Here is a 25960-nt window from a genome sequence, read left to right on the forward strand (position 1 = left end):
GCTTTGACTCCGAAGATCATTCTTGCCCGCGCCATCTTACCCAACCCCTTGGATCGCCTAGCGTAAGCACCGCTGTAACACAGTGCAAGAGAGGTGTTCCGATACAAAAAAACCGGCGGCAGGAACGTCCCGCCGCCGGTTTGCTAATGCTGTTTCTCGCCGCTGTTTGCCGGCGAAAGATCGGGCCTTATTTGTACAGGCTGTTGATCCACGCCACGTTGGCAGCGTTCAGGCGCACCGCTGTGTTGGCGTTGGGGCTTTCGGCCACGTTCACGCCGGTGACGACGCGCTGCTTGGCGCCATTGTCATAGGCGTAGACCGAGCTGCCGCTCGACCCCGGATAGGTGTCGCAGTCGTATTGGAAATACTCCGCGCCGATGTTTTCGGCTTTCACTTCGCAGGTCGCCTTCCACATCGTACCCATCGGCTTGTCGCCGGGGTAGCCAACGATGTTGGCGGTGAAATCGCCGAGGTTCTCATAGTTGGCATAACCCAGCCAGCCGAGATTGGTGCCGACATCCTGCTTCAGCGTGATGATGCCGAGGTCCCACGGAATGACCGAGCCGTAGTAACCCTGATAATTGTCGATGAAGCCCTGCAGGATGTAGACGCTCTCATAGCTGAAAGCGCCAAACGGTGCATCGTCGGCGGTGTTGCCGTTGAGCGACGGCACGAAGATGACGTCGTCGAGCCAAGCCTTGTCTTCATTGCTGTAGAGACAATGCGCGGCGGTGAGCACCGTGCGCGGACCGATCAAAGTCCCCGAACAGCTGCCGTAACCGCTCTTGGCTTTGCCTTCGATATAGCCGATCGCGGTGAACGGGTAGGTCTTGGTGTTCTTGATCTGCTCGCGGTCGTCGGCCCCGAACACCTGGCGGCCGGCTTCGTCGCCGCCCGTCAGTCCGGTCTTGTCGGCGTTCGGTGTGTTGGCGGGCGCGTTCAATTCCTTGATGACAAGGTCCTTCAGCGTCTCGCCTGCATCGATCTTGATGTCCTTGCCATCGGCGGAACGTCCGACGATGCCATAGGATTTGACCGCCGTGCCCTCGTCGGTCAGCGGCGCTGCCCGGCTGGCTTCATCTTCGGTCAGTTTCGGCGGAGCGATCGGCTTTGCCCGGCCGGGCTGGTAGTCGCCCGTTCCGAGATCGCGCATGCTTTCGCCATTGCCGGCATTCGCTGAGCCGGGATCGGCGGCGAAGGCAGGCATCGTCCACAGTGCGGTGGATAGCAGTGCGGACGCAATGATAGTGCTTGTCAGTTTCGTCATGGTGAGACTCTCCCAAAAGTCAGCAAGGAGTGGAGCAAAATACAGAAATATTGTCGAGATCGTGGTGGAGTTAAAAAATTAGTTTGGTTACCCGCCCGTATCGGATCATCGGTCCGGGCGGCCTCGTTAAAGCCCTCCGCCAAACGCACCCGCGTCGATATACTGCCTAAAATAATCCAACATTGGCAATGACAAATCGCTTCCACGTAGCCCGTGGGGGGCTATAGGGTTTGGGTGGGCTCTGCCCGATGGGGCACGATTAGCAAAAGTGGTATTTCGGTTTTATAACCGCGCGGATGTCGTTCGTTCTGGCAGAAGGCGATCGAGGTACCGCTACCGCTTCTGTTGGTTATGCGTCATGGCGGCATGGCTCGGCAATTTTCATCTCAGGAGGGTTTCAAGGTGAACATTATCCATCGGTTCAGGCCGCTTGCCGCTGCATCGCTGCTGGGCATCGCGGCCGCTTTCCCCGCCGTCAACGCGCTCTATGCAGCCGACGACGCCGCCAGGCCGGAAGCGGCGGTCTCGCCGATGCAGCGCGTTGCCGAATCCCGGGACAAGGCCAAGGCCGAGAATCCCGACGGGGCCGACCGCGTCTATGGCGGCAAGGAAGCCGACAAAGGGGCCTATCCGTTCCAGGTGGCGCTGCTGACCAGCGCCCGGCTGGACCCCAGCCCGGCCTCGCAGCCGAACGCGCAATTCTGCGGCGGCAGCCTGATTGCTCCGCAATGGGTGCTGACGGCGGCGCACTGCCTCAACGACAAGGGCCGGCCGATTTCGCCCGACACGGTGACCGTGCTGACCGGCGCCACCGATCTTACCGAAGGCAAGCGCTACAAGGTGGTCGAGGTCATCGTCAACGAGGGCTACAGCGAACAGACGCTGGACAATGATCTCGGCCTGCTCCGGCTGGCGGAGCCCGCCGATGCGCCGGTCATCAAGATCACCAATGAGCCGACGCCAGACAGCGGCAAGACCACGGTCATCGGCTGGGGCAAGATGCAGGACGGCACCTTCCCGACCGCGCTGATGGTGGCCGATCTCGATCTCGAGCCGAGCGCTGCCTGCAACAGCGGCATCAAGTCGATCTATGCGCATGACCTGAAGGCGGCACTTGGCGATCTCTCGCATCGGATGCGTTATTCGGAAAAGGGCATCGATGCCGCCGCCAATGCGATCGCCGCCGATATGTCGGATCCGCTGACCAAGAACATGATCTGCGCCGGCACCGACAGCGGCGAACGCGACGCCTGCAACGGCGACAGCGGCGGTCCGCTGTTCATGACCGGCGCCAACGGTCCGGTCCAGGTCGGCGTCGTCTCCTGGGGCGAAGGTCCGTCCGACGGCACCGCCGCTTGCGGCCACAAGAATGCCTATGGCATCTACACGCGATTGGCCAACTATACGGGTTGGATCGAAGCCAAGATGAAGACCCCGGCTCCGGCAGCCGCGGCGGCGCCCAAGGCCGGTCTCGGCACGGCCAAGAAGCCCTGAACGGGCCCGAAGCTTGATAAACGCAAAACGGCGGGATCTTTCCCGCCGTTTTGATTCATGTCCGGTGCCGGCTGTTCCGCTTACTTCCGCGGCGGGCCTTTGCGCTCGGCCGACGCCGCCCACAGATTGATGTCGGACTCGCGTGCGTAAGTGTCGATTTCGGCGAGCTCGGCATCGCTGAACTCGAGCACCTTGAGCGCGCCGACGCAGTCCTCGACCTGTTCGGGCCGGCTGGCGCCGATCAGCGCCGAGGTGACCCGGCCCTTGCGCAGCACCCAGGCCAGCGCCATCTGCGCCAGCGTCTGGCCACGCTTGCCGGCGATCGCGTTCAGCGCCTGGATGTTGGCGATGGTCTTTTCGTTGATGAAGGCGGGCCGCAGCGACTTGCCTTGGCTGGCGCGGCTACCCTCGGGGATGCCGCCGAGATATTTGTCGGTCAGCATGCCTTGCGCCAGCGGCGAGAACACGATCGATCCGACACCGAGCCCTTCCAGCGTATCGAGCAGTCCGTCCTCTTCGACCCAGCGGTTGAGCATCGAATAGCTCGGCTGATGGATGATGCAGGGCGTACCGAGCTGCTTCAATATGTCGGCGGCCTCGCGCGTGCGCTGCGAATTGTAGGACGAGATGCCGGCATAGAGCGCCTTGCCGGAACGCACCGCATGGTCGAGAGCGCCCATCGTTTCCTCAAGCGGCGTATCCGGATCGAAGCGGTGCGAATAGAAGATGTCGACATAGTCGAGCCCCATCCGCTTCAGGCTCTGGTCGAGGCTCGCCAGCACATATTTGCGGCTGCCCCATTCGCCATAAGGCCCTGCCCACATCTCATAGCCGGCCTTGGTCGAGATGATCAGCTCGTCGCGATAGCCGGCGAAGTCGGTGCGCAATATCTCGCCGAAGGCGATCTCGGCCGAGCCGGGCGGCGGGCCGTAATTGTTGGCGAGATCGAAATGGGTGATGCCGAGATCGAAGGCCTTGCGCGCGATCGCCTGCTTGGTGTTGTGCGGCGTGTCGTTGCCGAAATTGTGCCACAGGCCGAGCGAGATCGCCGGCAGTTTCAGGCCGGATCGCCCACATCTGTTGTAGAGCATTTTCTCATAGCGGTGTTCAGCCGGCTGCCAGCGCATGGGTACAGATCCTGGATTGTATGGGTGTCGGCGCGAGCGCGCCGACACCCTTCTACCTCATTTCTGCTTCGCCAACAGTCCTTTTGCGTCCTTGACGCCGAGTGCAGCCGGCCGCTCGCAGCTGGTCTGCATGGCGACGAACTTGCCGGTCTCGCCCGACCGCAACAGGCCGGTCATGACATCGACGGCATGCAGCGCGAGCTCCATCGAGCAACGATGCGGCCGGCCCTCGGCGATCGCCAGCGCCATGTCGGCAAGGCCTGCGGTGCGGTAGTTGGCCATCATGCCCTGGCCGTGCATTTCGTTGGGCACGCCGAACGGATGCTGCCATTTCGGCAGTTTCTTCACCGGTTTTGCCGCCTCGGTTATGCGCACGTCGCCACCGAAGAAATTCGGATCCGGCACAAACACCGTGCCCGTTTCGCCATAGAGTTCCATCGGCGCATGACCATGCGCCCAGACGTCCCAGCTGGTGTTGAGCGTGACCACGGCGCCGTTCTCGAACTCCAGCAGGCCGTGGATCGTCGTCGGCGTGTTGACCGGGATTTTTTCGCCCGCGCGCGGTTTCGACGAGATCGTGCGTTCCTTGGCAGGCGTCGTCGCGAAGGCCGCCACCTGCTTCACCGGCCCGATCAGCTGGATCAGGTTGGTGATATAGTAAGGCCCGATGTCGAGCACCGGCCCGGCGCCCGGCTGGAAGAAGAAATCGGGATTGGGGTGCCAGTGCTCCATGCCGTGGCCCATCACATGACAGGTGCCGCTGGTGATCTTGCCGAGCGCGCCGGTGTCGATGAGGTTGCGCACCAGCTGGTGCGCGCCGCCGAGGAAAGTGTCCGGAGCCGAACCGATGCGCAGCCCTTTCTTCTCGGCCCGGCTCTTGAGGTCGAGCCCTTCCTTGACCGACAGCACGAACGGCTTTTCCGAATAGACGTGCTTGCCGGCATCGAGGATCTGCTTCGACACCCCGTAGTGCACCGCCGGGATGGTGAGGTTGACGATGATGTCGATCTCGTCATCCTTGAGCAGTTCTTCGACGGTCTCGGCGCGCAGCTTGAACTCCTTCGCCCGTGCCTTGGCCGCGTCCATGTTGATGTCGGCGCAGGCGCGCATCTCAATGCCGCGAAACAGCGGCGCCAGCGAGAAATACGCTTTCGAGATGTTGCCGCAGCCGATGACGCCGATACCCAGTTTCTTTGCCATGATGATTGTTCCTAGTAAGCCTTGGCGGATGCGAGCGAGCGGCTGGCGAAGCGCTCGATATCGTTGGGGTTGTCCTGTTCCATGACGTAATATTTGGCCGCGCTCTTCGCCCGAAGTGTCTTGATCAGGCCGGCCCAGTCGATGGTGCCGTGGCCGACATCCGCCCAGCCGTCCTCGTCAAGGCCTTCGCCTGACTTGGCCATGTCCTTGACATGGACGGCGCTGATGCGCTTGCCGTGCTTTTCGATCCACGGAAGCGGATCAACGCCGCCGCGGACTACCCAGGCGACGTCCATCTCCCAGCCGATGTCGGGCGCAGTCGACAGGATGTGATCCTGCGGCACCGAGCCGTCGGCGAGTGTCTTGAACTCGAAATCATGGTTGTGCCAGGCAAAGCCGTAGCCGGCTTTTTTTGCGGTCTCGCCGACCTTGGCCAGACGCTCGCCAAAGCCGCGCCAGCCGGCAGCGTCGGCCGGCCGCTGCTCGGCCAGCAGATAGGGACAGATGACGAGCGTGATGCCGAGTGCGTCGGCTGTTTTGCGTACGCCGTCGAAATCATTCTCCAGCGCATCGATCGAGAAATGTCCGGTCGGCATCGAAAGCCCGTTCTTGTCGAGTTCGGCGCGGAACGCCGTGGGGTCGTCATAGACGCCGCCGAAACCTTCGACTTCCTTGTAGCCGAGCTTGCCGAGCATTTTCAGGATGCCGTCCCACGGCTGGAAATTGCGGGCGCTGTAGAGTTGGAATGACCAGTTCATCGTCTCTGTCCGTTTCTTGGGTGGTTAAGGCTTTGGGATGTTTTCGGGGGATCGTTTTCGGTCGTTCTTGGGAGGATGGTTTGCGGATGATTCTAGAGGGTCACAGGCGATTGCCGGTCGCAGCGTCGAACAGCGAGGCGCGCGCCGGATCGAAACCGAACTGGATCGGATCGCCGCTGCGCAGCGTCCGTTCCGCTTCGACGCGGAAGGAGAAGTTGCGGCCGGCAAGCTTGGTCCACACCAGCGTGTCGGAACCCATCGGCTCAACGATCTCGACCGAACCGCCGGCGGAAAACGGCATCGACTTTGCAGCGTCACCGAAAGCGATGTGTTCAGGCCGGATGCCCAGCACGCAAGCGCCGGCCGGGCGCTCCGTGCCGTCAAAGGTATAGCGGTCGAGCGGCACCGAAACACCGTCGGTCCTGAACGCCGGAGCAGCACCGGCTTCCAGCTCCCCTTCGAGGAAATTCATCGCCGGCGAGCCGAGGAAGCCCGCGACAAAACGGTTGACCGGCCGGTTGTAGATCGTCTGCGGCGCGTCGAGCTGCTGGATGACGCCGCCGCGCATGACCGCGATACGGTCGGCCAGCGTCATCGCCTCGATCTGGTCGTGGGTGACGTAGATCATGGTGTTCTGCAGCTTGCGATGCAGAAGCTTGATTTCGACGCGCAGTTCCGAGCGCAGCTTGGCGTCGAGATTGGATAGTGGCTCGTCGAACAGGAAGACATCGACGTCGCGCACCAGCGCCCGCCCGATCGCCACGCGCTGGCGTTGGCCGCCGGACAAGGCCGCGGGCTTGCGCTGCAAAAGCGGCTCGATCTGCAGGATCTCGGCGGCGCGGGCGATGCGCTTGGCGATCTCGTCCCTAGGCACGCCGGCAACGCGCAGGCCGAACGACAGGTTCTTCTCCACCGTCATTTGCGGATAGAGCGCATAGGACTGGAACACCATGCCGATGCCGCGATCCTTGGGCTCTTCCCAGGTGACGTTCTTGCCCTTGATGAAGATGCGGCCTTCGGAAATATCGAGCAGCCCGGCGATGCAGTTGAGCAAGGTCGACTTGCCGCAGCCCGAAGGACCGAGCAGCACGATGAACTCGCCCTCGGCGACCTCGAGATTGAGGGTCTGCAGCACCGATACAGAGCCGAAATTCAGGGACAGGTCCTGGATCGAAACGCTGGTGCCGTTGGCTGCCATCATCGCCATCACCCTTTCACCGCACCGGCGGCGATGCCGCGCACGAAAAGCTTGCCGGAAATGAAGTAGACGATGAGCGGCACGAGCCCGGTCAGGATGGTGGCGGCCATGTTGACGTTGTACTCCTTCACGCCTTGCACCGAATTGACGATGTTGTTGAGCTGCACCGTCATCGGATAGGTGTCGGGGCGGGTGTAGACGACGCCGAACAGGAAGTCGTTCCAGATGCCGGTCACCTGCAGGATGATGGCGACTACGAAGATCGGCAGCGACATCGGCGCCATGATCCGCAGGAAGATGCCCCAGAAGCCGGCGCCGTCGACCCGTGCCGCCCTGAACAGCTCTTCCGGCATCGAGGCAAAATAGTTGCGGAACAAAAGCGTGAGGATCGGCATGCCGAAGATGGAATGGACGATCACCAGGCCGCTGAGGCTGCCGTAGAGGCCGATCTCGCGCAGGATGATGACGATCGGATAGATCATCACCTGATAAGGGATGAAGGCGCCGACGATCAGGATGACGAAGAATGTGTCGGCGCCCTTGAAGCGCCAGTTGGCCAGCGCATAGCCGTTCACCGAGGCGATCGCGATCGACAGCAGCACTGACGGCACAGTGATGCGCACCGAATTCCAGAAGCCGCGCGAAAGCCCGTCGCAATTGAGGCCGGTGCAGGCGGTCGCCCACGCCTTCACCCACGGTTCGAACGTGATTTCGAGCGGCGGCGAGAAGATATTGCCCATCCGTATCTCGGGCATGCCCTTAAGCGAGGTGACCACCATCACGTAGAGCGGCAGCAGATAGTAGACCGCCACCACGATCAGCGTGCCATAGAGGAAGATATTGCGGCGCGAGAAGACATGCCGCGGCTTCGGCCCGCGCGGCCCGGAGGCTTCGCGCTCGGCGGCACCCGCGCTGGCGGGCAAAGGGACGGCCGGGTCAGCCACGCTTCCTGCCTCCAAATTCAAGGTAGGCCCACGGCACGACGACGATCACCACCGAGAGCAGCATCATGGTCGAGGCGGCAAAGCCCTGGCCAAGATTCTGTGCGAAGAACATGTAGTCATAGACATATTTGGCCGGCACTTCGGAGGCGATTCCGGGGCCGCCGCTGGTCTGGGCGACAACGAGGTCGTAGACCTTGACGATGCCCGACGCGATGATGACCAGCGTGGTGATGAAAACCGGCCGCATCATCGGGATGACGATGAACAGATAGGTCTTCCACATCGGGATCCCGTCTACCCGCGCTGCCTTCCAGATGTCCTCGTCGATGCCGCGCAGGCCGGCCAGCATCAGGCACATGATGAGCCCGGTGCCTTGCCACAGCGCCGCAATCGAAATGCCGTAGATGACGATGCTGGAATTGTAGAGCGGGTCGAAGTTGAAGCTCGTCCAGCCGAGGTCCCGCACCACATGCTGGATGCCGAAATCCGGATTGAGCAGCCACTGCCAGACCAGGCCGGTGACGATGAAGGAAAGCGCGAACGGATAGAGGAAGATGGTGCGGAACGTGTCCTCGAAACGGATCTTCTGGTCGAGAAGCGCTGCAAGCAGGAAGCCGATGACCAGTGAGAACACCAGCGAGATCGCGCCGTAGATCAAAAGGTTCTCGATCGAGATCAGCCAGCGCGGCGTCGCCCACAGCCGGTAATACTGGTCGAGCCCGGCGAAATTCAGCCGTGGCAGCAGCTTCGAATTGGTAAAGGAATAGAACACCGTCCAGACGGTGCCGCCGACGAAAACCACCGACGCGGTGAGGATCATCGGGATCGAGGCGACCTTCGCATTGATGTTGCGGAACAGCGGGTTGGGGCGTTCGCTCTTGCTCATCTCGTCAGCCGGCTGGGTAAGGGCGGTGCGATCCCGGCCCTGCTTTCGCAAGGCCGGGAGCGAGGTGTATTGCCTCCAACGTCAGTCTGCCGAAGCGATGAGGTCGGCGAAGCGCTTCTGCGCGTCTTCGATGGTCAGGTCCGGCTTGGCGAAGAATTCGGCGAAGAGATCTTCCTTCTGCTTCTGGGTATCCTGCGAAAGCAGTTGGTCCGTCCACGGGATGACGGCGCCCTTGGCGAGGATGGCCAGACCCTTCTTCATGCAGTCGTTCGCCGCATTGAGATCGACGTCGCCACGCACCGGCAGCGAGCCCTTCTTGAGATTGAAGGCGACCTGAGTCTTAGGGTCGAGCAGCGTCTCTGCCAACACCTCCTGCGCCTTGGACTTGTCGGCATCCTTGAGCAGCGGGAAATAGAAGGCGTCGCCGCCGGTGGCGATCACTTCGTTCAGACCGAGGCCCGGCAAGCAGGCATAGTCCTTGCCGGCGACCTTGCCGGCAACCTGGAACTCGCCTTGCGCCCAGTCACCCATGATCTGGCCACCGGCCTTGCCGGTGATGACGAGATTGGTTGCCTGGTTCCAGTCCTGCACATTGGTGTTCTTCGCCATCTTGCGGGCATCGTCGGCGGCCTTGAAGACCTTGGCGATCTCGGGCCCGGCGGCGAACTTGGCATCCTTGTCCTTGTAGACCTTAAGGAACGCGTCGGTGCCGCCGACCGCCGCCAGCAGCACGTCGAAGGCGCCGGAAGATTGCCAGGCCTGTCCGCCGACAGCGAGCGGGATGATGCCCGCCTTTTCCAGGGCGGGCGCTGTCGCCACGAATTCATTCCAGTCCTTCGGCAGCGGCACGCCGGCCTTCTCGAAGGCTTCGTTCGACAGCCACAACCACTGCCAGGAGTGGATATTGACCGGCACGCAATAGATCTTGCCGTCGATGGTGCAGCTGTCGAGCAGGCTCTTCGGCCGCACGATTTCCGTCCACTTGCCCTTGGTGGCGACATCGGTGAGGTCGCGCATCAGGCCGGCCTGCACCAGTTCTTCGGCCTGCCGGCCGTGATTGAACTGGGTGGCGCCCATCGGATCGCCGCCGGTGATGCGGCTGATCATGATCGGCCGTGCCGTGCCGCCGGATCCGGCAATGGCGCCGTCGACCCAGTGATTGCCGGTCGCGTCGAAGGCCTTGGCGAATTCCGCAACCGCCGCCGCCTCGCCGCCCGACGTCCACCAATGGGTGACTTCCAGGTCGGTGGCGGCCGCCGGGCCGGCAAGCTGAAGCGCGGCCGTCGCGGCAAGGGCAGCGGTCAAAAGTCTATAGCGCATTTCGGTTCCTCCCAGAATCTGAAACGTTACAGATTTTCGATACGGCAATTATGCGGTGCGTGCAACCCCTGAGATAAACGCGCTCGAATGTTTTTTCGAGGCGCGAACAAATTCGTTGCGAGCAAACCGGCAAACTCCGCGCAAAACCGGGTGCTGCGCTGCAAAATCATGCTGCAACGCAAGAAAACCGTCTCGAACCTGATTCTCGCGCAACGTTTCTGGCCGCCAAAACCCTGCCAAAACCATGGCTTGAGAGACCCACGCGCTGCGATGTTGGAAATCTGTAACGTTTCAGTATATTGAGGTCTGACGGCGAAGAACCGTGCCACATCGTCATCGAAGCGATTGTCGGCTGGTCCGGCGGCTGCTATGCGCCTGACGGGGCGGGACGAATGGACAGGGACCAGACGGAGAAGGACGACGAGGCGTCGGCGCATGAGCGGCCGACGCTGAAAACGCTTGCCTTCATGACCGGGCTCGGCGTCACCACCGTCTCGCGCGCGCTCAAGGATGCACCCGAGATCGGCGCCGAGACCAGGCGGCGGGTTCAACTCGTCGCGAGGCAGATCGGCTACCGGCCGAACCGCGCCGGCGTGCGCCTGCGGACTGGCAAGACCAATGTTATCAGCCTCGTGCTCAATACCGAGCGCGAGATCATGAGCTTTGTCTCGGACATCATCTACGGCGTCTCGGAGGTCATTGCCGACACACCCTATCACCTGATCGTCACGCCCTACTCGCGCTCGCAGGATCCGCTGGACCCGGTAAAGTATCTGGTAGAGTCCGGCTCGGCCGATGGCGTCATCATCTCACGCACGCAGCCCAACGATCCGCGCGCCCGCTACATGCTGGAGCGTGGCATACCCTTTGCCACGCATGGCCGCACCGACATGGGGCTTGTCCACCCCTATCACGACTTCGACAATTACGCCTTCGCCGCCGAAGCGGTGCGCCATCTGGCCGGCGTCGGCCGGCGCCGGCTGGCGCTGGTAGCGCCGCCGGTCGGGCTCACCTATTACGACCACACGGTCAATGGCTTTGCCGACGCACTGAGCGAGGTCGACGCCAGCGAAGTGCCGTTCAACGCTGTTTCGATCGACCAGTCGATCGATCAGATCAGGACGCGGACCGCGCAGTTGATGCGCCGCGACGTCAGGCCGGACGGTTTCGTCAGCAGCGCCGCCGCAGCAACGCTGGCCATCGTCGCCGGCATCGAGGATGCCGGCCTGAAACTCGGCCGCGACGTCGATGTCGTGTCCAAGCAATCGTCGGAACTGCTGCATCTGTTCCGCCGGGAGTTGCTGATCGTCAACGAAGACTTCCGCCTCGCCGGCACCGAGCTTGCCCGCGCCGTGCTGGGCTGGATAGGCGGCGCGGCACCTGGCTCTTTGCAGACTGTGGTCAAGCCAGGCGACGTCGTCGCGTATCAGGGCTGACTGGCACGACCTGAGAGGCCGCCTCACCTGACCCTAGCCGGCAGCGCCGCTGCCCCATGGGCCATGGAAAGCCCCCTGCTCGCCGATGCGCTCGAAACCATGCGCGCCGAAGAAATCGCGCTGCGCCTGGATCAGGTTCGAGGTGCCGCGGCCCTGGCGGTAGCTGTCGAAATAGGCAAGCGCCGACGCCAGCGCCGGCACGGGCGAACCGGCCTCCGACGCTCTTGCGACGATGCGCCGGAGCGACGGATGCGCCTCCTGCATCATGGTGGTGAAAGCCGGCGCCATCAAAAGGTTGGTGGACGCGCCGCCCGAGCCGAAGGCTTCCGCCATGGTGTCGAGCATCTGCGAGCGGATGATACAGCCGGCACGCCAGATCTTGGCGATGGTCGGCATCGGCAAGTTCCAGTTGAACTCCTTCGAGGCGGCGCTCATCACCGCGAAACCTTGTGCATAGGCGGCGATCTTGCCGGCGAGCAGCGCCAGCTCCAGGTCTTTCAGAAGTGCCGCCTTGTCGCCGGAGATCTTGGTGACGCCGATATTGCCATAGGCTTTTTCGGCCGCCTGCCGCTCATCCTTGATCGAGGACAGCACGCGGGCCGCCACCGCCGCCTCGATGGCCGTCGCCGGAATGCCGAGCTGCTGCGCCTCGATGACAGACCATTTGCCGGTGCCCTTCTGGCCGGCACGGTCGAGGATGATGTCGACCACCGGCTTGCCGGTCTTTGCATCGTCGGCGGCCAGCACCTTGGCGGTGATCTCGATCAGATACGAATCGAGCCGGCCCTTGTTCCAGTCCTCGAAGACCTTGCCGATCTCCTTCGGCCCCATGCCGAGACCGTCACGCAGGATGCCGTAGATCTCGGCGATCATCTGCATGTCGGCATATTCGATGCCGTTGTGGATGGTTTTCACGAAATGCCCGGCGCCGTCTGTGCCAAGCCAGGCAGCGCACGGTTCATCCTTGAACTTGGCCGAGATCGCGGTCAGCACGCGTTCGACGCGCTTCCAGGAGTCTTCGGTGCCGCCGACCATGATCGACGGTCCATGGCGCGCGCCTTCCTCGCCGCCGGATACGCCCATGCCGATGAAGGTGAGACCTGAGCCCGACAGTTCCGAAAAGCGCCGCATCGTATCGCGGAAATTGGCGTTGCCGGCATCGATGACGATATCGTGGTCAGACAACACGCCGCGCAGCGCTTCGATCTGTTCGTCGACCGGCTTGCCGGCCAGCACCATGATGATGACCGGGCGTGGCGGCTTGATCGCAGCTGCCAGTTCCTCCAGGCTGTAGCAGGGCACCACCATGTCCCTGAGCAAACCGGCGCCTTCGAGGAAGGCATCGGTGCGCGCCTTGGTGCGGTTGAAGACGGCGATGCGGTGCCCGTGCTCGGCAATGTTGAGCGCGAGGTTGGAGCCCATTGTGCCAAGGCCGATCAGGCCTATTTCGGCTTTTTCCATCGTTTCTTCCCTGCTTTCGGATTTTGTTGAGGCCGCGTTTTTCGGGATGCCCACTTTTCGGCGAGATGATTGACGGGCCTTTCGCGCCACGTCAACCGCCTCGCCGAATTGTGTTGCGTCTGCGTTGTGTCAGACCGAGTCAGGAAGGGTCAGTTGGTGACCAGGCGACGCCTTGCCGATCGAACATATGGCGATAGGTTGGACATATGGCAGTCAAACGGATGGACAATGTCGGAATCGTCGTCGAGGACCTCGACGAGACGGTTGCTTTCTTTCGCGAGCTCGGCCTCGAACTGGAAGGGCGGGCGACGATCGAAGGCGAGTGGGCCGGACGTGTCACCGGGCTCGGCGATCAGCACGTCGAGATTGCCATGATGCGCACACCGGACGGTCATAGCCGGCTCGAGCTCTCCCGCTTCCTCACGCCGCCTGTCGTTGCCGATCACCGCAACGCCCCGGTCAATGCCTTGGGCTACCTGCGCGTCATGTTTACCGTGGACGACATCGACGACACGCTTGAAAGGCTCCGCAAGCGTGGCGCGCAGCTGGTCGGTGAAGTCGTCCGTTACGAGGACGTGTATCGGCTCTGCTACATCCGCGGGCCGGAAGGGCATCTCATCGGGTTAGCCCAGGAACTCGGCTGAGCGTCCTTCGCGGGCGGGCTGAATATCACTCGGCGCGGATATCGATCGGCGCTTCGATCTTTATCACTTCGAAATCCGAAACCAGAATATCGAGCCGCGCCGTCCAGCGGCCTGGAATCGGAATGACGAGATTATCGACCCGCCAGGTGCCGTCGCCTGGCTTGGTCGCCGGACGCTTGATCGGCTCGATCCCCGAATCGGGCTTGGACAGCACCAGCGTCACTTCCTTGGCGTCGAGCGGGCCGAAATCGCCATCCATGATGACGATGGAGGCGGTGACCTCCCCGGTATGGCCGGGCGTGATGTCGATGTCGGCCATCGCCTTCATAGTGTGGATATGGGTCGACGTCGGTTGTGCCGCGGCGATTGCCAGGGCCCGTGGCGGCGGCGTGAAGCGCCAGCCGGCGGCAACGCCGAAGATCAGGAGCACGATCAGCATTTCGACTGAGATCGAGCGGCTAAGCCGTCGCCGCACTTCCGTCGCTCCGGCCTCGGCCAAGGCGGTGAGCCGCCATCGATTGACCGCCGCCAGCGTGAACAGAAACACCAGCAGCGCCAGCTTGATCAGCAGCAGCCGGCCATAGGCGGTGTTGACCAGTGCCGCCGGTGTCTGCACCTGGATGATGGCGAGCACCACACCGGCGGCGGCAAGCACTACCACCACGGGCATGATCGCGCGCGAAAACCGCCGCAGGAACGCCCCGGCTTCCACCGATTGGCTGCTCAACGCCAGGCCGAGCGGCAGCAATGCTCCAGCCCAGAAAGCGATGCCGGCGCCATGCAGGAACACCATAGGCCGCGTCAGCCATTGCGGTTCGGCTGCACTGGCATGGCCGCTGGCGGCAAGGGCTGCACCCACACCGGCCAGCCCGGCGAGCGCCAACGGCCTGGCGCCAGCACGCGATCCGACCAACGACAGCAGGCCAAGCCCGAGCGCCGCCAGCGAAATCAGCACCGTCCAGCCGAAGCTGGTGCCAAGCGCCGTCCGCCAGACCACCGGTTGCGCCAGCCGGGCGAGTGGCGCGCCCAGCGCGTCCAGCCCCTGGAACCCGAGCGACAGGGGTGCTGCGACCAGCCCGCACAGGATGGCGGCAATGACGAAGCGCTGGCCTGAGCGCTGGCCTTGCGCCAGCCATGTCAGCGCGAAGGCGCCGCCAATGCCGAGGAAAAGCCCGATGTAGAGAAGAACCTTGCCGGTCCAGATCGCTGACCGCAAATCTATATCGACAGCTTCCCCCACCGCCGGCGCCGCACTTGGCGCGCCAACGGAAAACAGCACCGAGCCGCCGACCGGATGGCCATCGGCGGAAATCACCCGCCAGCTCAAGACATGGGTGCCCGGCCCGAGCTTTTGTGGATTGTCGATCTCAACCGTTTGGTCGCTCAACCGAAACGAGGTCAAAGCGACAGGCGTACCGTCGGGCCGCACCAAGGTCAGCACCAGCGGCGACACAGGCTCGCTGAAGGTCAGCGAAAATTGCGTCGGCGCTCGCTCCAGAACCGCGCCGTCGGCAGGCTCGGCCTTGATCAGCGCCGCATGGGCAAAGGCCTGGTTTGGCGTGGCAAGGACGGCAAGCAGCAGGATCGCGGCCAGCAAGCTGAAGCACCTGCCGGCTGTCCGTTCCATCCGCTGGAAACAGGCCACGTTCATGCCATCCACCAAAACAGTGGCGCGCCGCTTCGAAGCAGCGCGCCGCCAATGCATCATTTCTTGGGCAGCAGGTTGAGGCCGGGCGCCGGATCTTCCAGCGCATCCTCATCCTGACCAGCCGCCGGAATCTCTATCCAACGCGTGGTGGCGCCATCGCATTCCTGCACCACCGGAAAATAGAGTTTTTGCCCGGCCGGCAGATCGGCGGCCAACGTGCCGCGGAAGACGAACTCGTCATAAAATTCATCCGGCAGGCTGCCGCCGCTCCAGTCGACTTCCTCGACGCCCGAGGTCACCGCCTCGCCATAGAGCTGGTAGGATTTCTCGTACTTGCCTTTCTTGACCTGCAGCGTCCAGCCCGGCTTCGGCATCGGCTTCACTCCGATCACCCCTTCCGGGATCTGCACGCGCACGGCAATCGTCGCCTTGCCGTCGCAGCCATGCGGCACCCGCAGCACGGCCTTGTAGGTCGAACCGACCGGCGCTTCCTGGGTTTCGAGCGTGATATGGCCGAAGGCAGCGCTTGTCCCCAGGACAAGGAATGCAGCGGCCGGCAAAAGATACTTGTTCATGATGGTCCCTCTCGAAAAATCGGTTGGCAAATTGATTGGTCAGTCGTTGTCTTCGAGGGGTGGCGCGCTGCCTATGGCTTGCACGGCAAACTCGACGGTCACGGTTCCGGCCTTCTCGAAAGTCAGCGTGGCGGCAAACATCTGGCCTTCTTTAGGCGGCTGCTTCAAATCCATGAACATCACGTGGTAGGCGCCAGGACCCAGCGTGATCTTGCCGCCCGCCGGAATGTCCAGGCCGCCACTGACCGGGCGCATGGTCATGACGCCGTCTTTGACTCCCATTTCATGCAGTTCGGCCTTGCCCGAAATGCCGGAGGCAATCGACAGCAGCCGGTCCGCTGCGCTGCCCTTGTTGACGATGGTGAAATAGCCGCCGGCGACCTTGGCGCCGGCTGGCGTGGCACGGGACCAGGGATGCTCGATCTCGATGTCACCGGCCTTGAACTCATGCGCAAGGACGGAATGGGCGCCGACGAACAACAGTGCAAAGGCAAAGAGGGCGCTGCCGAGACGCTGCTCGATAGTGGTGAAGATAGGGGTGCTGCGGCGCAACGCGCCGGCATGACGAAAACGGGACATGGGTAGGCTCCATGAATATGAGGTCGCGCCTTTGTCCGGCTGCGAACGAGTTTATCATTGGATGATTATCGCCCGCGCGGGTTACGCCAAGCGAGCGGCGGTTTTTCAGCCCGCAAGCGGCGGGGCGCGCGGATTGGCCGGAGAGCGCTCACGCGTAACGTCGGGATGCCTGACTGCCGGCGGAAGAAACGCGACTGTTTCAAAAGACAGGCTCACCGGCGCCACGCCGACGCCTGCTGGCGGCGCATAGGCGACGGAGGCCATGCTGCAGCCGAGCATGCAGCATGCCGGCATGTGCGGCTGGTGCGGATCGCCGCCGGGAAGCTGGACCGCCCCATCATGGCTGCAGATGACGTTGCCGAAAGCGTCGAGTTGCGAGGCATCCGGCGCAATGCCGAAAGCAAGCACGCCGAGCGTCGACTGGAGCAGCAGCACACAGGCCGCGACAAAGGCGGCCGTCATGCTCCATCTCTTACGCCGGAAGTCCAAAGACCTGCCTCTTCACGCAGCAACGCGTGGATATCTAGCACGCGGCATGTCGGCGGAAAATCGCCAAATCATCGCTGCGGCAACGCGGCGCGTTCGATCCATGTCGCACAAAAGTGCGCAGCGGTTTGGGATAACGGCATGAGGCAGAGATCTTGTGCGCATAACGTCCCTTCGGACGTCGCGCTCAGGAAGCCGGGCGGCCGCCGATTTCCGGGATCGACGTCAACAGCGTGTGGCGTGCCGACTTCAGATGCTTGCGGCAGGCGGCGTCGACCTTGCCGAGATCGCGCGATTTCAGCGCCGCGATGTAGGCGAGATGCTCGCTCACCGCGACTTCGTTGCGCTCGCGCTCCTGCGCCTTGTTCCACTGGTAGTGGTAGTGAAAGATCATGGCGATGACGTCGTAGAAATCGACGATGAAGCGGTTGTGCGACGCCCGGTGGATCAGCCGGTGGAAGCGCTCGTCTAGCTCCGAGAATTCGTTGAAGCGGATGGCGATTTCGCTGGCCAGAAGCCGGTGCTCGTCTTCCAGCCGGTCGAGATCCGCCCAGACCGGACTATCCCCAGGCAAGGCGGCAAAGGCCGCCGCCGAGCGTATCTCGAACATCTCGCGGATTTCGGTGAGTTCGAGCGCAAAGGCTCGCGTAAACCCCTTCAGCACCCAGTGGCTGTTGCGCCGCTTCTCGATCAGGCCGAAGCGGGAGAAGCGGATCAGGAACTCGCGCACGCTGGTGGTGCCGACGCCGATCTCGCGCGCCAGTTCGAGCTCGTTGATCTGCATGCCGGCCTCTGCACCGCCGGCCAGCAACCTGCGCATAAACGACCGCTCGATGATCTGGGCCAGTGTGTCTGTCTCCTCCTCGGGGAAGAAATCATCCGGCTTCGGCGTCCTGAGCACTGTCTTGCTGCGTTTGTTCCACGCGATCAGCCCGGTCTCTTCCATGCGCGCCAGAATGGTGCGCACGGTGGTCCGGCTGACGCCGAGCAAAGTGCCCAGTTCCGGCTCCGACGGCAGGCTCTGCGTCTCATCGAGCAGCCGCAGACCCCTGTTGTAAGCGTCCTTGTAGACGTTGTTGCTCTTCGACATCCCTGCCCCGTTGCGCGCCGGCGCTTGCTGTGGCTGGCTTGAAGCGCGATATCACATATGTCCTGGCTCTCACCCGGCAGAGCAAACGCTCTGCGTGTCAGACGCCGCTCCCCACAAGCCAAGCGTCCATCGGACACATGGTCTCCTCCTGAAAAAACAATTGACGCACAAATGTTTTTTCACGATAAAAGACATTATATGTAAACAGACGCGTGTCAATCCGCGCATCCCCAGGAACAGACCCAGGAAACTGCCCGTGAACGCCTCGAACAGCATTCTTCTGTCCCCCGCCGACAATGTCGCGGTCGCCAATGGCCGCATCGAGATCGGCACCCCTCTGCCCGGCGGCGCCGTCGCCACGGCCTTGATCGAGCCCGGCCACAAGGTGGCGATCAAGCCTATCGCCGCCGGCGAGGCGGTGGTCAAGTATGCCCAGGCCATCGGCCGCGCCACCCAGGACATCGCGCCCGGCGACCACGTCCATTCGCACAATCTGGTCTTCGAGTCCGGCCGTCTGCCGGTGGTGCCGCCGAGCGAAGCGGAGCATGCCACCGAAGCTGACCGCGCCCGGACATTCATGGGCTATCGTCGCGCCGATGGCCGTGCCGGCACCCGCAACTTCATCGGCATCATCGCCAGCGTCAATTGCTCGGCCACCGTCTGCCACGCCATCGCCGACGAGGCCAACCGCGTGCTGCTGCCGAAATATCCGGGGATCGACGGCTTCGTCCCGATCGTCCATGGCCAGGGCTGCGGCATGAGCGGCACCGGCGACGGCATGATGGTACTGCACCGCACGCTCGCCGGTTACACCCGCCATCCGAATTTCGGCGGCGCGTTGATGGTCGGCCTCGGCTGCGAGGTCAACCAGCTCACCCTTTACGGCCAGAAGGGTGCGGCGGCGGGAAAACGCCATTTCAACATCCAGGACGCCGGCGGTTCGCGCAAATCGGTCGCAAAGGCGATGGGCGTGCTCGCCGAAATCGCCGAGGAAGTCGGCCAGTATCAGCGCGAGCCGATCCCGGTCTCGGAGATCGTCGTCGGCCTGCAATGCGGCGGTTCCGACGGCATGTCGGGCATCACCGCCAATCCCGCGCTGGGAGCGGCGGTCGACATCCTGGCCGGCGTCGGCGGCATCGGCATCCTGTCGGAGACGACGGAGATCTATGGCGCCGAACATCTGCTCGCCTATCGCGCGGCAACGCCGGAGATCGCCAAGAAGCTCGACGGTTTCGTCAAATGGTGGGAGGACCATGTCGCCAAACACGGCGCCTCGATCGACAACAACCCCTCGCCCGGCAACAAGCGCGGCGGTCTGACCACCATCCTGGAAAAGTCGCTGGGCGCCGTGGCCAAAGGCGGCCAGACTCCGCTCAACGGCGTCTTCGGTTATGCAGAAAAGGTCACCGGCAGTGGCCTGGTGTTCATGGACACGCCCGGTTACGACCCGGTCTCGGCGACCGGTCAGGTGGCGGGCGGCGCCAACATCATCGTCTTCACCACCGGCCGCGGCTCCTGCTTCGGCTGCCGGCCCACGCCGTCGATCAAGGTCGCCACCAACTCGACCATGTACCACCAGATGGAAGAGGACATGGACGTCAATTGCGGCGTCATCGCTTCGGGTGAGAAGACCATCGCCGGCATGGGCCGGGAACTCTTCGAACTCATCGTCGAGACGGCATCGGGCCGCAAGACCAAGAGCGAGGCGTTCGGCTACGGCGACAACGAGTTCGTGCCGTGGCACCTCGGCGCGACGCTCTAACCACCGACGAAAAAAGCGGGCTGCAAAGACGGCTCACAAGGGGAGGCTGTGGATGGACAAACGCCGCATCGGCACGACTGCGCTCGAGGTAACCGAGATAAGCTTCGGCGGGGCGGCGATCGGCGGGCTCTACCGGGCGTGTCCGCGCGAAGCGGCGATGGAGACGCTGCAGACAGCCTGGGATGCCGGCCTGCGCTATTTCGACACCGCGCCCTTCTATGGCTTCGGCCTGTCGGAACGGCGGACCGGCGATTTCCTGCGCTACAAGCCGCGGGATTCCTATGTGCTGTCGACCAAGGTCGGACGGTTGTTCCGCCCGGTGCCGGAAGACCAGGTTCCCGATCATTCCTATGTCGACCCGCTGCCCTTCGCGCTCGACTACGACTACTCCTATGACGGCATCATGCGCTCGGTCGAGTTCTCCTATGCCCGGCTCGGGCTGAACCGGATAGACATCCTGTTTGTGCACGACATCGGCACCTACACACATGGCGTCGAGAAGACGAAGCTGCACTTTCGCCAGCTGATCGACGGCGGCTTGAAGGCGCTGGAAGAGCTTAAAACGTCCGGCGTGATTTCCGCCTATGGGCTCGGCGTCAACGAGGTGCAGATCTGCCTCGACGTGCTGCGCGAAGCGCCGCTCGACTGCATCCTGCTGGCCAGCCGNAGACGTGTGCTCTTCCGATCTGACCGGGCCGGTGCACGGCGCGCATTTCGATTATCTGCCGGCGACGCAGGACATACTCGAGCGTGTTGGGGCGATGGAGAAAATCGCTGATGAGGGCGGATATCCGCTGGCGGCGGCTGCATTGCAGTTTCCGCTGCAGGAGCCTGTCGTGGCCAGCGTGCTGACCGGAACGGCCAAGCCCGCCAACCTGACGCGCAACCTCGACCTGTTCAACGTCCAGGTGCCGCAAGCGGAATTCGCCCGCTACGCTCCCTACACCATCGTTCAGGAGCTCGGCTGACGAAACGCCACGATCACGGCTCTCAAGAAGGAATGAATATTCCATATTGACTCGACGGTGGAATTAATATTCCATGATGATCAAGGAGGATCGGGAGCGTCTGGACGTGGCACTGAGGATCGGCAGGGAGGTTTCCCCGCCGAGCCATGCGCAGGCCGATATGAAACACCGCTTGCGTCGGCCGGACCGATGCACTATCAAAAAGCGGCAACTGTTTTTTATTGATAAAGTTCTGTTTGGGCCGCGCCTATCCAAATGGAGCTTCCGCAACCTTCACCGGGCGATCTAGGGAGGATTCCTAATGAAATTCGTGACCAGCATTCTCAACCGCCGTTCACTGGTGGCACTTGCTGCCGCCTCGATGTTTGCAGGCACGCTGCACACGGCGCCGGCTTCGGCGGCGGACGTGACCATTCCGATCATCGTCAAGGACACCACGTCCTTCTACTGGCAGATCGTCCTGGCCGGCGCCCGCAAGGCCGGCAAGGATCTCGGCGTCAACGTACCCGAACTCGGCGCCCAGGCTGAAACCGACGTCAACGGCCAGGTCTCGATCCTCGAGAATGCCGTCGCCGGCAACCCGGCCGCGATCGTCATCGCGCCGACCGAATTCAAGGCGCTCGGCAAGCCGATCGATGAAGCGGCCAGCAAGGTCAAGGTCATCGGCATCGACTCCGGCGCCGACTCCAAGGCGTTCACCTCGTTCCTGACCACCGACAATGTGCAGGGCGGACGCGTAGCCGCTGACGGTCTTGCAGCAGCCATCGGCGAAGCCAATGGCGGCAAGATCGAGGGCGACGTCGCCCTGATCACCAACGCGCCGGGCGCCGGTTCGCTGGAGCAGCGCAAGCAGGGCTTCACCGAGCAGCTGGCCGCGAAATATCCGGGGCTCAAGCTCGTCGCGGACAAATATGCCGACGGCCAGGCAACGACCGGTCTCAACATCGCCACCGACCTGATCACCGCCAACCCGAACCTCAAGGGCATCTTCGCGTCCAACCTGATCATGGCGCAGGGCGTCGGTCAGGCAGTCGCCGAGAACAACCTTGGCGGCAAGCTGGCGCTGGTCGGCTTCGACAGCGATGAGAAGCTGATCAAGTTCCTCAATGACGGCGTCATTTCCGCGCTCGTCGTCCAGGATCCGTACCGGATGGGCTATGACGGCATCAAGACCGCGCTCGCCGCCTCGAAGGGCGAGAAGGTCGAGGCCAATGTCGACACCGGCGCCAACCTGGTGACCAAGGCAAACATGAAAGACCCCAAGATCGACGCCCTGCTCAACCCGAAGCTCTGAGCCCGTCAGGCAAAAATCGTTTCCGGGGCCTCGCGCCCCGGAAACATTCGATACCGGCTTGAATATCCACCGGCTTGAATTACCTCGGCGATGTGGCTGACTGCATCGCGACGTGCCAACCGTAAGGCCAACCTGGGAGGATTGTCATGACGCCCACGGCGCAGGAACTGCACCCGGCCCCAACGCTAGCGCCCGGCAGGACGATCCTCGAACTGCACGGGCTGGAAAAGCGCTATCCCGGCACGCATGCGCTGAAGCCCGTTCACCTTGCCTTCAAGGCAGGTGAGATCCACGCCATCGTCGGCGAGAACGGCGCCGGCAAATCCACCCTGATCAAGCTTCTGACCGGCGTCATGCCGCGCACCTCCGGCGATGTCATCTGGGAGGGCAAACCGGCAGCGCTGGCAACCCCGCACGAGGCGATGGCGCTGGGCATCAACGCCGTGCATCAGGAGGTCGTGCTCTGTCGCCATCTCACCGTCGCCGCCAACATGTTCCTCGGCGAGGAGAATTCGCGCTTCGGCATCCTGCAGCAGCGCGCCATGGTCAAGGAAGCGCAGAAGATCATCGACGGTCTCGGCTTCGACCTGCCGGCGCATGTCATGCTGGGTGACCTCACCATCGGCCAGCAGCAGCTGATCGCCGCCGCCCGCGCCACCGTGCGCGGCACCAAATTCCTCATCTTCGACGAGCCGACCGCCTATCTCACCCGCAAGGAAGCCGACCAGCTGTTCACGCTGATCCGCAGGCTCAAGGGCGAAGGCGTCACCATCATCTACATCAGCCATCGCATGGAAGAGGTGTTCGAACTCGCCGATCGCGTCTCGGTGCTGCGCGACGGCACGCTGGTCGGCACTCGTAACATTGCCGAGACCAATGACGCCGAGCTGGTCAAGATGATGATCAACCGCTCGATCGAGCAAGTCTACCACAAGGAGCATTTCACCCCCGGTGCCGTGATCGTTGAAGCGAAAAACCTGTCGGGCAAGGGCTTCGAAGACGTCTCGATGACAGTGCGCGCCGGCGAGATCGTCGGGCTCTATGGCCTGATCGGCGCCGGGCGGAGCGAGTTCGTCACCACGCTCTATGGCCGCCACAAGAAGTCGGCCGGACAGGTCCTTTGGCAAGGCAAGCCGGTCCACATCAATTCCGAGCACGACGCGATCAAGCTCGGCATGGCGCTGGCGCCGGAAAGCCGCCGCGACCAGGGCCTGTGCCTGAACCTGCCGGTCGGCCTCAACCTCAACCTGCCGATCTACAAGCGCATCTCCAACAACCTGCTGATTTCGAACACGAAGGAAAAGGCTGAAGCCGATCGCCAGATCGCCGGCCTCCGCATCAAGACGCCAACACGCGGCGCACTGGCCTCCAGCCTGTCCGGCGGCAACCAGCAGAAGATCGTTATCGGCAAATGGCTGGCGCACGGCGCCAAGCTGTTCATCTTCGACGAGCCTACGGTCGGCGTAGATGTCGGCACCAAGGCCGAGATCTACCGCCTGTTCGGGGAACTGTTGTCCAAGGGCGCCGGCATCATCCTGATCTCGTCCTATCTGCCCGAGGTTTACGAGCTCGCCGATACGCTGCACGTGTTCCGGCGCGGCAAACTGGTCGCCAGCCATGGCTTTCGCGCCGCCAGCCACGAAGACGTGCTGACGCAGGCGATCGGCTGACAAAACAAGAAACGGGAGGAACCATGAGCATCGAAACCGTCGCGATCGAAAAACCGAAACGGAACTACAACGTCCTGTTCGGGCTGACGCTTCTGGCGTTGCTGGTTCTGCTCTGGATCGTGCTGTCGGTGGCGACGCCGAGCTTCGCCTCCTCCAACAACATCGCCAATCTTTTGCGGCAGGGCTCGATGATCGCCATCATGGCGGTCGGCCAGACCTTCGTCATCATCACCGGCGGCATCGACCTCTCGGTCGGCGCCGTGGTCGGCTTCGCCACCGTCATTGTCGCCATGATGATCAATGCCGGCTTCCCGATCTGGGTCGGCATTCTGGTGACGCTGCTGGTCGGCGTTGCCATCGGACTGTTCCATGGCTTCGGCATCGTCAAGATGGGCCTGCCGCCCTTCATCATCACGCTGGCGACGCTGACCTCGTTGCGCGGCATCGGCCTGTTGATGACCAACGGCAATTCGATCAACATCAACAGCGACAGCTTCACCGCGTTCTCGCGCAGTTCCTTTGTCGGCATCCCCAATCTGTTCTGGATGGTGATCCTGGTCGGTATCCCGGCCTACATCTTCCTGCACCACAGCCGCTGGGGCCGCTATCTCTTCTCTGTGGGATCCAATGCCGAGGCCTCGCGCCTCTCGGGCGTCAATGTCCAGCGCACCATCTACATGGCCTACACGCTGTCGGGCCTATGCGCGGCCTTCGTCGGCGTGCTGCTGGCGGCGCGCATCGGCATCGGCAACCCTACCCAGGCGGAAGGTTGGGAGTTGCAGGCGATCGCCTCATCGGTGATCGGCGGCACTTCGCTGTTCGGCGCCGTCGGCTCGGTGCATGGCCCGCTGCTCGGCGCCTTCATCCTGGCCACCATCAACAACGGCGCCAATCTGCTCAACGTCAACTCGTTCTGGCAGCGCATCATCACCGGCGCGCTGATCATAATCATCGTCTATTTCGACGGGCTGCGCCGTCGCGGCAAGTAATTCTCCCTGACCTTCTGCGCCGGCCTGCTTAACAACGGACCGGCGCCTTTTTTGAGAAACACTGGAATTGCCGAATGAAAGCTGTTGTCTGCCGCTCGCCCGGCGAGCTTGTCCTGGAAGACCGGCCGGCGCCAGGAGCGCCGCCTGCCGGCTGGGCGCTGGTCGCCGTCAGCCATGTCGGCATCTGCGGCACCGACTACCACATCTTCGAAGGCAAGCACCCGTTCCTTGCCTATCCCCGCATCATGGGCCATGAAGTGTCGGGCACCGTCGTCGAGACCGGCGAAGATGTCGACCTTGCCATGGGCGAGCCCGTCATCATCAATCCCTATCTCGCTTGCGGAAAATGCATCGCCTGCCGGCACGGCAAGCCGAATTGCTGCGTCAGGATCGAAGTGCTTGGCGTCCATCGCGACGGCGCCATGGCCGAGAAGATCCTGGTGCCGGCGCAGAATCTTTATCCGGCAAACGGCTTGTCGCTGGCCGATGCGGCGGCGGTGGAATTCCTCGCCATCGGCGCGCATGCCGTGCGGCGCGCTCGCGCCGAACCAGGCGCCCGCACGCTGGTCATCGGCGCCGGGCCGATCGGCCTTGGCGCAGCGCTGTTTGCGCGCATCGCCGGGCTCGATGTCAGCCTGCTCGACATGAGCACGGAGCGGCTGGATTTTGCAAAAGGCGAACTTGGCTTCGCCACGCTCGACGGCTCACAAAAAGCGGCAGCCGAACTGGTGCGCGAGGCAACCGGCGGCGAAGGGTTCGACATCGTCTTCGACGCCACCGGCAACACCGCCTCGGTGCAGTCGGCCTTCGCACATGTCGCGCATGGTGGCACGCTCGTGCTGGTCAGTGTCGTCAAGGACGACATCGTCTTTTCCGACCCGGAATTCCACAAGCGCGAAATGACATTGATCGGCAGCCGCAACGCGCTGAAAGTCGATTTCGATCACGTCGCCGCCTCGATACGCAACGGCGCCGTGCCTCTGGCAAAACTCGTCACCCACCGCACCACGCTGGCCGGCACGCCGGATGATCTCGCCCGCTGGGCGCATGAGAAATCGGGGTTGATCAAGGCTGTGATCGAGGTTGGGGCATAACATCGCAGGTGGTCCCGGCCCGAATGACGACGACCCGCGCAGGTTGACTCCCACTCCGTCCTCAAAACGC

General features: G+C 62.8%; 23 protein-coding genes and 1 pseudogene. 10 read left to right on the plus strand and 14 right to left on the minus strand.

Features of this window, described 5'->3' with window-relative positions; all coding sequences use genetic code 11:
• Positions 1-187 precede the first annotated feature (187 nt).
• Positions 188-1267 carry a serine protease gene (locus tag X727_RS140120; protein ID WP_023733608.1) on the minus strand — a complete coding sequence of 360 codons (1080 nt, stop codon included), beginning with the start codon at positions 1265-1267 and terminating at the stop codon, positions 188-190.
• 402 nt (positions 1268-1669) lie between these two features.
• Here X727_RS140120 and X727_RS140115 point away from each other — a divergent pair, with 402 nt between their 5' ends.
• On the plus strand, positions 1670-2761 hold the full coding sequence (locus X727_RS140115) for a trypsin-like serine protease (RefSeq protein ID WP_023713445.1): 1092 nt from the start codon (positions 1670-1672) through the stop codon (positions 2759-2761).
• An 80-nt stretch (positions 2762-2841) separates the two neighbouring features.
• Here the strand turns inward: X727_RS140115 and mgrA are convergent, their stop codons facing one another.
• The 7 genes from mgrA to X727_RS140080 form a co-directional block, all read right to left on the minus strand.
• Positions 2842-3888, minus strand: a complete 1047-nt coding sequence (mgrA, locus tag X727_RS140110) for an L-glyceraldehyde 3-phosphate reductase (RefSeq protein ID WP_023669798.1) — start codon at positions 3886-3888, stop codon at positions 2842-2844.
• A 57-nt stretch (positions 3889-3945) separates the two neighbouring features.
• The gene (locus X727_RS140105) at positions 3946-5088 is read right to left on the minus strand and encodes a Gfo/Idh/MocA family oxidoreductase (RefSeq protein ID WP_023700131.1); all 1143 of its coding nucleotides are present in this window, start codon (positions 5086-5088) and stop codon (positions 3946-3948) included.
• Positions 5089-5099: 11 nt separating this feature from the next.
• Positions 5100-5846 carry a sugar phosphate isomerase/epimerase gene (locus X727_RS140100; RefSeq protein WP_023835021.1) on the minus strand — a complete coding sequence of 249 codons (747 nt, stop codon included), beginning with the start codon at positions 5844-5846 and terminating at the stop codon, positions 5100-5102.
• 100 nt (positions 5847-5946) lie between these two features.
• Complete coding sequence (locus X727_RS140095) at positions 5947-7044, minus strand: ABC transporter ATP-binding protein (protein ID WP_196815019.1); 1098 nt, start codon at positions 7042-7044, stop codon at positions 5947-5949.
• Between the two features lie 8 nt (positions 7045-7052).
• On the minus strand, positions 7053-7988 hold the full coding sequence (locus X727_RS140090; protein WP_023669802.1) for a carbohydrate ABC transporter permease: 936 nt from the start codon (positions 7986-7988) through the stop codon (positions 7053-7055).
• Entirely contained in the window at positions 7981-8874 is an 894-nt protein-coding gene (locus X727_RS140085; protein ID WP_023683029.1) for a sugar ABC transporter permease, read from the minus strand. Before X727_RS140085 ends, X727_RS140090 begins: the two co-directional genes overlap by 8 nt.
• A gap of 81 nt (positions 8875-8955) precedes the next feature.
• Positions 8956-10194, minus strand: a complete 1239-nt coding sequence (locus tag X727_RS140080) for an ABC transporter substrate-binding protein (protein ID WP_023835023.1) — start codon at positions 10192-10194, stop codon at positions 8956-8958.
• Between the two features lie 392 nt (positions 10195-10586).
• Here X727_RS140080 and X727_RS140075 point away from each other — a divergent pair, with 392 nt between their 5' ends.
• A complete protein-coding gene (locus X727_RS140075) occupies positions 10587-11630 on the plus strand; it encodes a LacI family transcriptional regulator (RefSeq protein WP_023692000.1) in 1044 nt (347 codons plus the stop codon).
• Positions 11631-11663: 33 nt separating this feature from the next.
• Here the strand turns inward: X727_RS140075 and gndA are convergent, their stop codons facing one another.
• The gene (gene gndA, locus X727_RS140070) at positions 11664-13091 is read right to left on the minus strand and encodes an NADP-dependent phosphogluconate dehydrogenase (protein ID WP_023835025.1); all 1428 of its coding nucleotides are present in this window, start codon (positions 13089-13091) and stop codon (positions 11664-11666) included.
• A gap of 206 nt (positions 13092-13297) precedes the next feature.
• On the opposite strand from gndA, the gene X727_RS140065 reads away from it, so the two are divergent.
• Positions 13298-13735: a VOC family protein gene (locus X727_RS140065; protein WP_023733615.1), complete on the plus strand. Its 438-nt coding sequence runs from the start codon at positions 13298-13300 to the stop codon at positions 13733-13735.
• Positions 13736-13760: 25 nt separating this feature from the next.
• Here the strand turns inward: X727_RS140065 and X727_RS140060 are convergent, their stop codons facing one another.
• The 5 genes from X727_RS140060 to X727_RS140040 all read right to left on the minus strand — a co-directional run bounded on the left by X727_RS140060 (position 13761) and on the right by X727_RS140040 (position 18113).
• Positions 13761-15386, minus strand: a complete 1626-nt coding sequence (locus tag X727_RS140060; RefSeq protein ID WP_050591322.1) for a copper resistance CopC/CopD family protein — start codon at positions 15384-15386, stop codon at positions 13761-13763.
• A 53-nt stretch (positions 15387-15439) separates the two neighbouring features.
• Complete coding sequence (locus tag X727_RS140055; protein ID WP_023835028.1) at positions 15440-15958, minus strand: YcnI family protein; 519 nt, start codon at positions 15956-15958, stop codon at positions 15440-15442.
• Between the two features lie 39 nt (positions 15959-15997).
• Positions 15998-16537: a copper chaperone PCu(A)C gene (locus X727_RS140050; protein ID WP_023835029.1), complete on the minus strand. Its 540-nt coding sequence runs from the start codon at positions 16535-16537 to the stop codon at positions 15998-16000.
• A gap of 105 nt (positions 16538-16642) precedes the next feature.
• Complete coding sequence (locus X727_RS140045) at positions 16643-16999, minus strand: DUF2946 family protein (RefSeq protein ID WP_023835030.1); 357 nt, start codon at positions 16997-16999, stop codon at positions 16643-16645.
• 211 nt (positions 17000-17210) lie between these two features.
• The gene (locus tag X727_RS140040; RefSeq protein ID WP_023686615.1) at positions 17211-18113 is read right to left on the minus strand and encodes a GntR family transcriptional regulator; all 903 of its coding nucleotides are present in this window, start codon (positions 18111-18113) and stop codon (positions 17211-17213) included.
• A 256-nt stretch (positions 18114-18369) separates the two neighbouring features.
• Here X727_RS140040 and X727_RS140035 point away from each other — a divergent pair, with 256 nt between their 5' ends.
• The 7 genes and pseudogenes from X727_RS140035 to X727_RS140010 all read left to right on the plus strand — a co-directional run bounded on the left by X727_RS140035 (position 18370) and on the right by X727_RS140010 (position 25890).
• A complete protein-coding gene (locus X727_RS140035) occupies positions 18370-19875 on the plus strand; it encodes an altronate dehydratase family protein (RefSeq protein WP_023728563.1) in 1506 nt (501 codons plus the stop codon).
• 52 nt (positions 19876-19927) lie between these two features.
• Positions 19928-20843 (plus strand): annotated as a pseudogene (locus tag X727_RS01000000165025) (aldo/keto reductase).
• 73 nt (positions 20844-20916) lie between these two features.
• A complete protein-coding gene (locus X727_RS140030; RefSeq protein ID WP_023669815.1) occupies positions 20917-21132 on the plus strand; it encodes a hypothetical protein in 216 nt (71 codons plus the stop codon).
• Between the two features lie 12 nt (positions 21133-21144).
• Positions 21145-22137, plus strand: coding sequence for an ABC transporter substrate-binding protein (locus tag X727_RS140025; protein WP_023835033.1), 993 nt, complete (start codon positions 21145-21147; stop codon positions 22135-22137).
• Between the two features lie 146 nt (positions 22138-22283).
• Positions 22284-23807: a sugar ABC transporter ATP-binding protein gene (locus X727_RS140020; RefSeq protein ID WP_023835034.1), complete on the plus strand. Its 1524-nt coding sequence runs from the start codon at positions 22284-22286 to the stop codon at positions 23805-23807.
• 23 nt (positions 23808-23830) lie between these two features.
• Positions 23831-24796, plus strand: coding sequence for an ABC transporter permease (locus tag X727_RS140015; protein WP_023735136.1), 966 nt, complete (start codon positions 23831-23833; stop codon positions 24794-24796).
• Between the two features lie 74 nt (positions 24797-24870).
• Positions 24871-25890 carry a zinc-binding alcohol dehydrogenase family protein gene (locus tag X727_RS140010; protein ID WP_023835035.1) on the plus strand — a complete coding sequence of 340 codons (1020 nt, stop codon included), beginning with the start codon at positions 24871-24873 and terminating at the stop codon, positions 25888-25890.
• Positions 25891-25960 lie beyond the last annotated feature (70 nt).

The sequence above is a fragment of the Mesorhizobium sp. L103C105A0 genome, from assembly GCF_000502215.1.
In the GTDB taxonomy this organism is placed as follows: domain Bacteria; phylum Pseudomonadota; class Alphaproteobacteria; order Rhizobiales; family Rhizobiaceae; genus Mesorhizobium.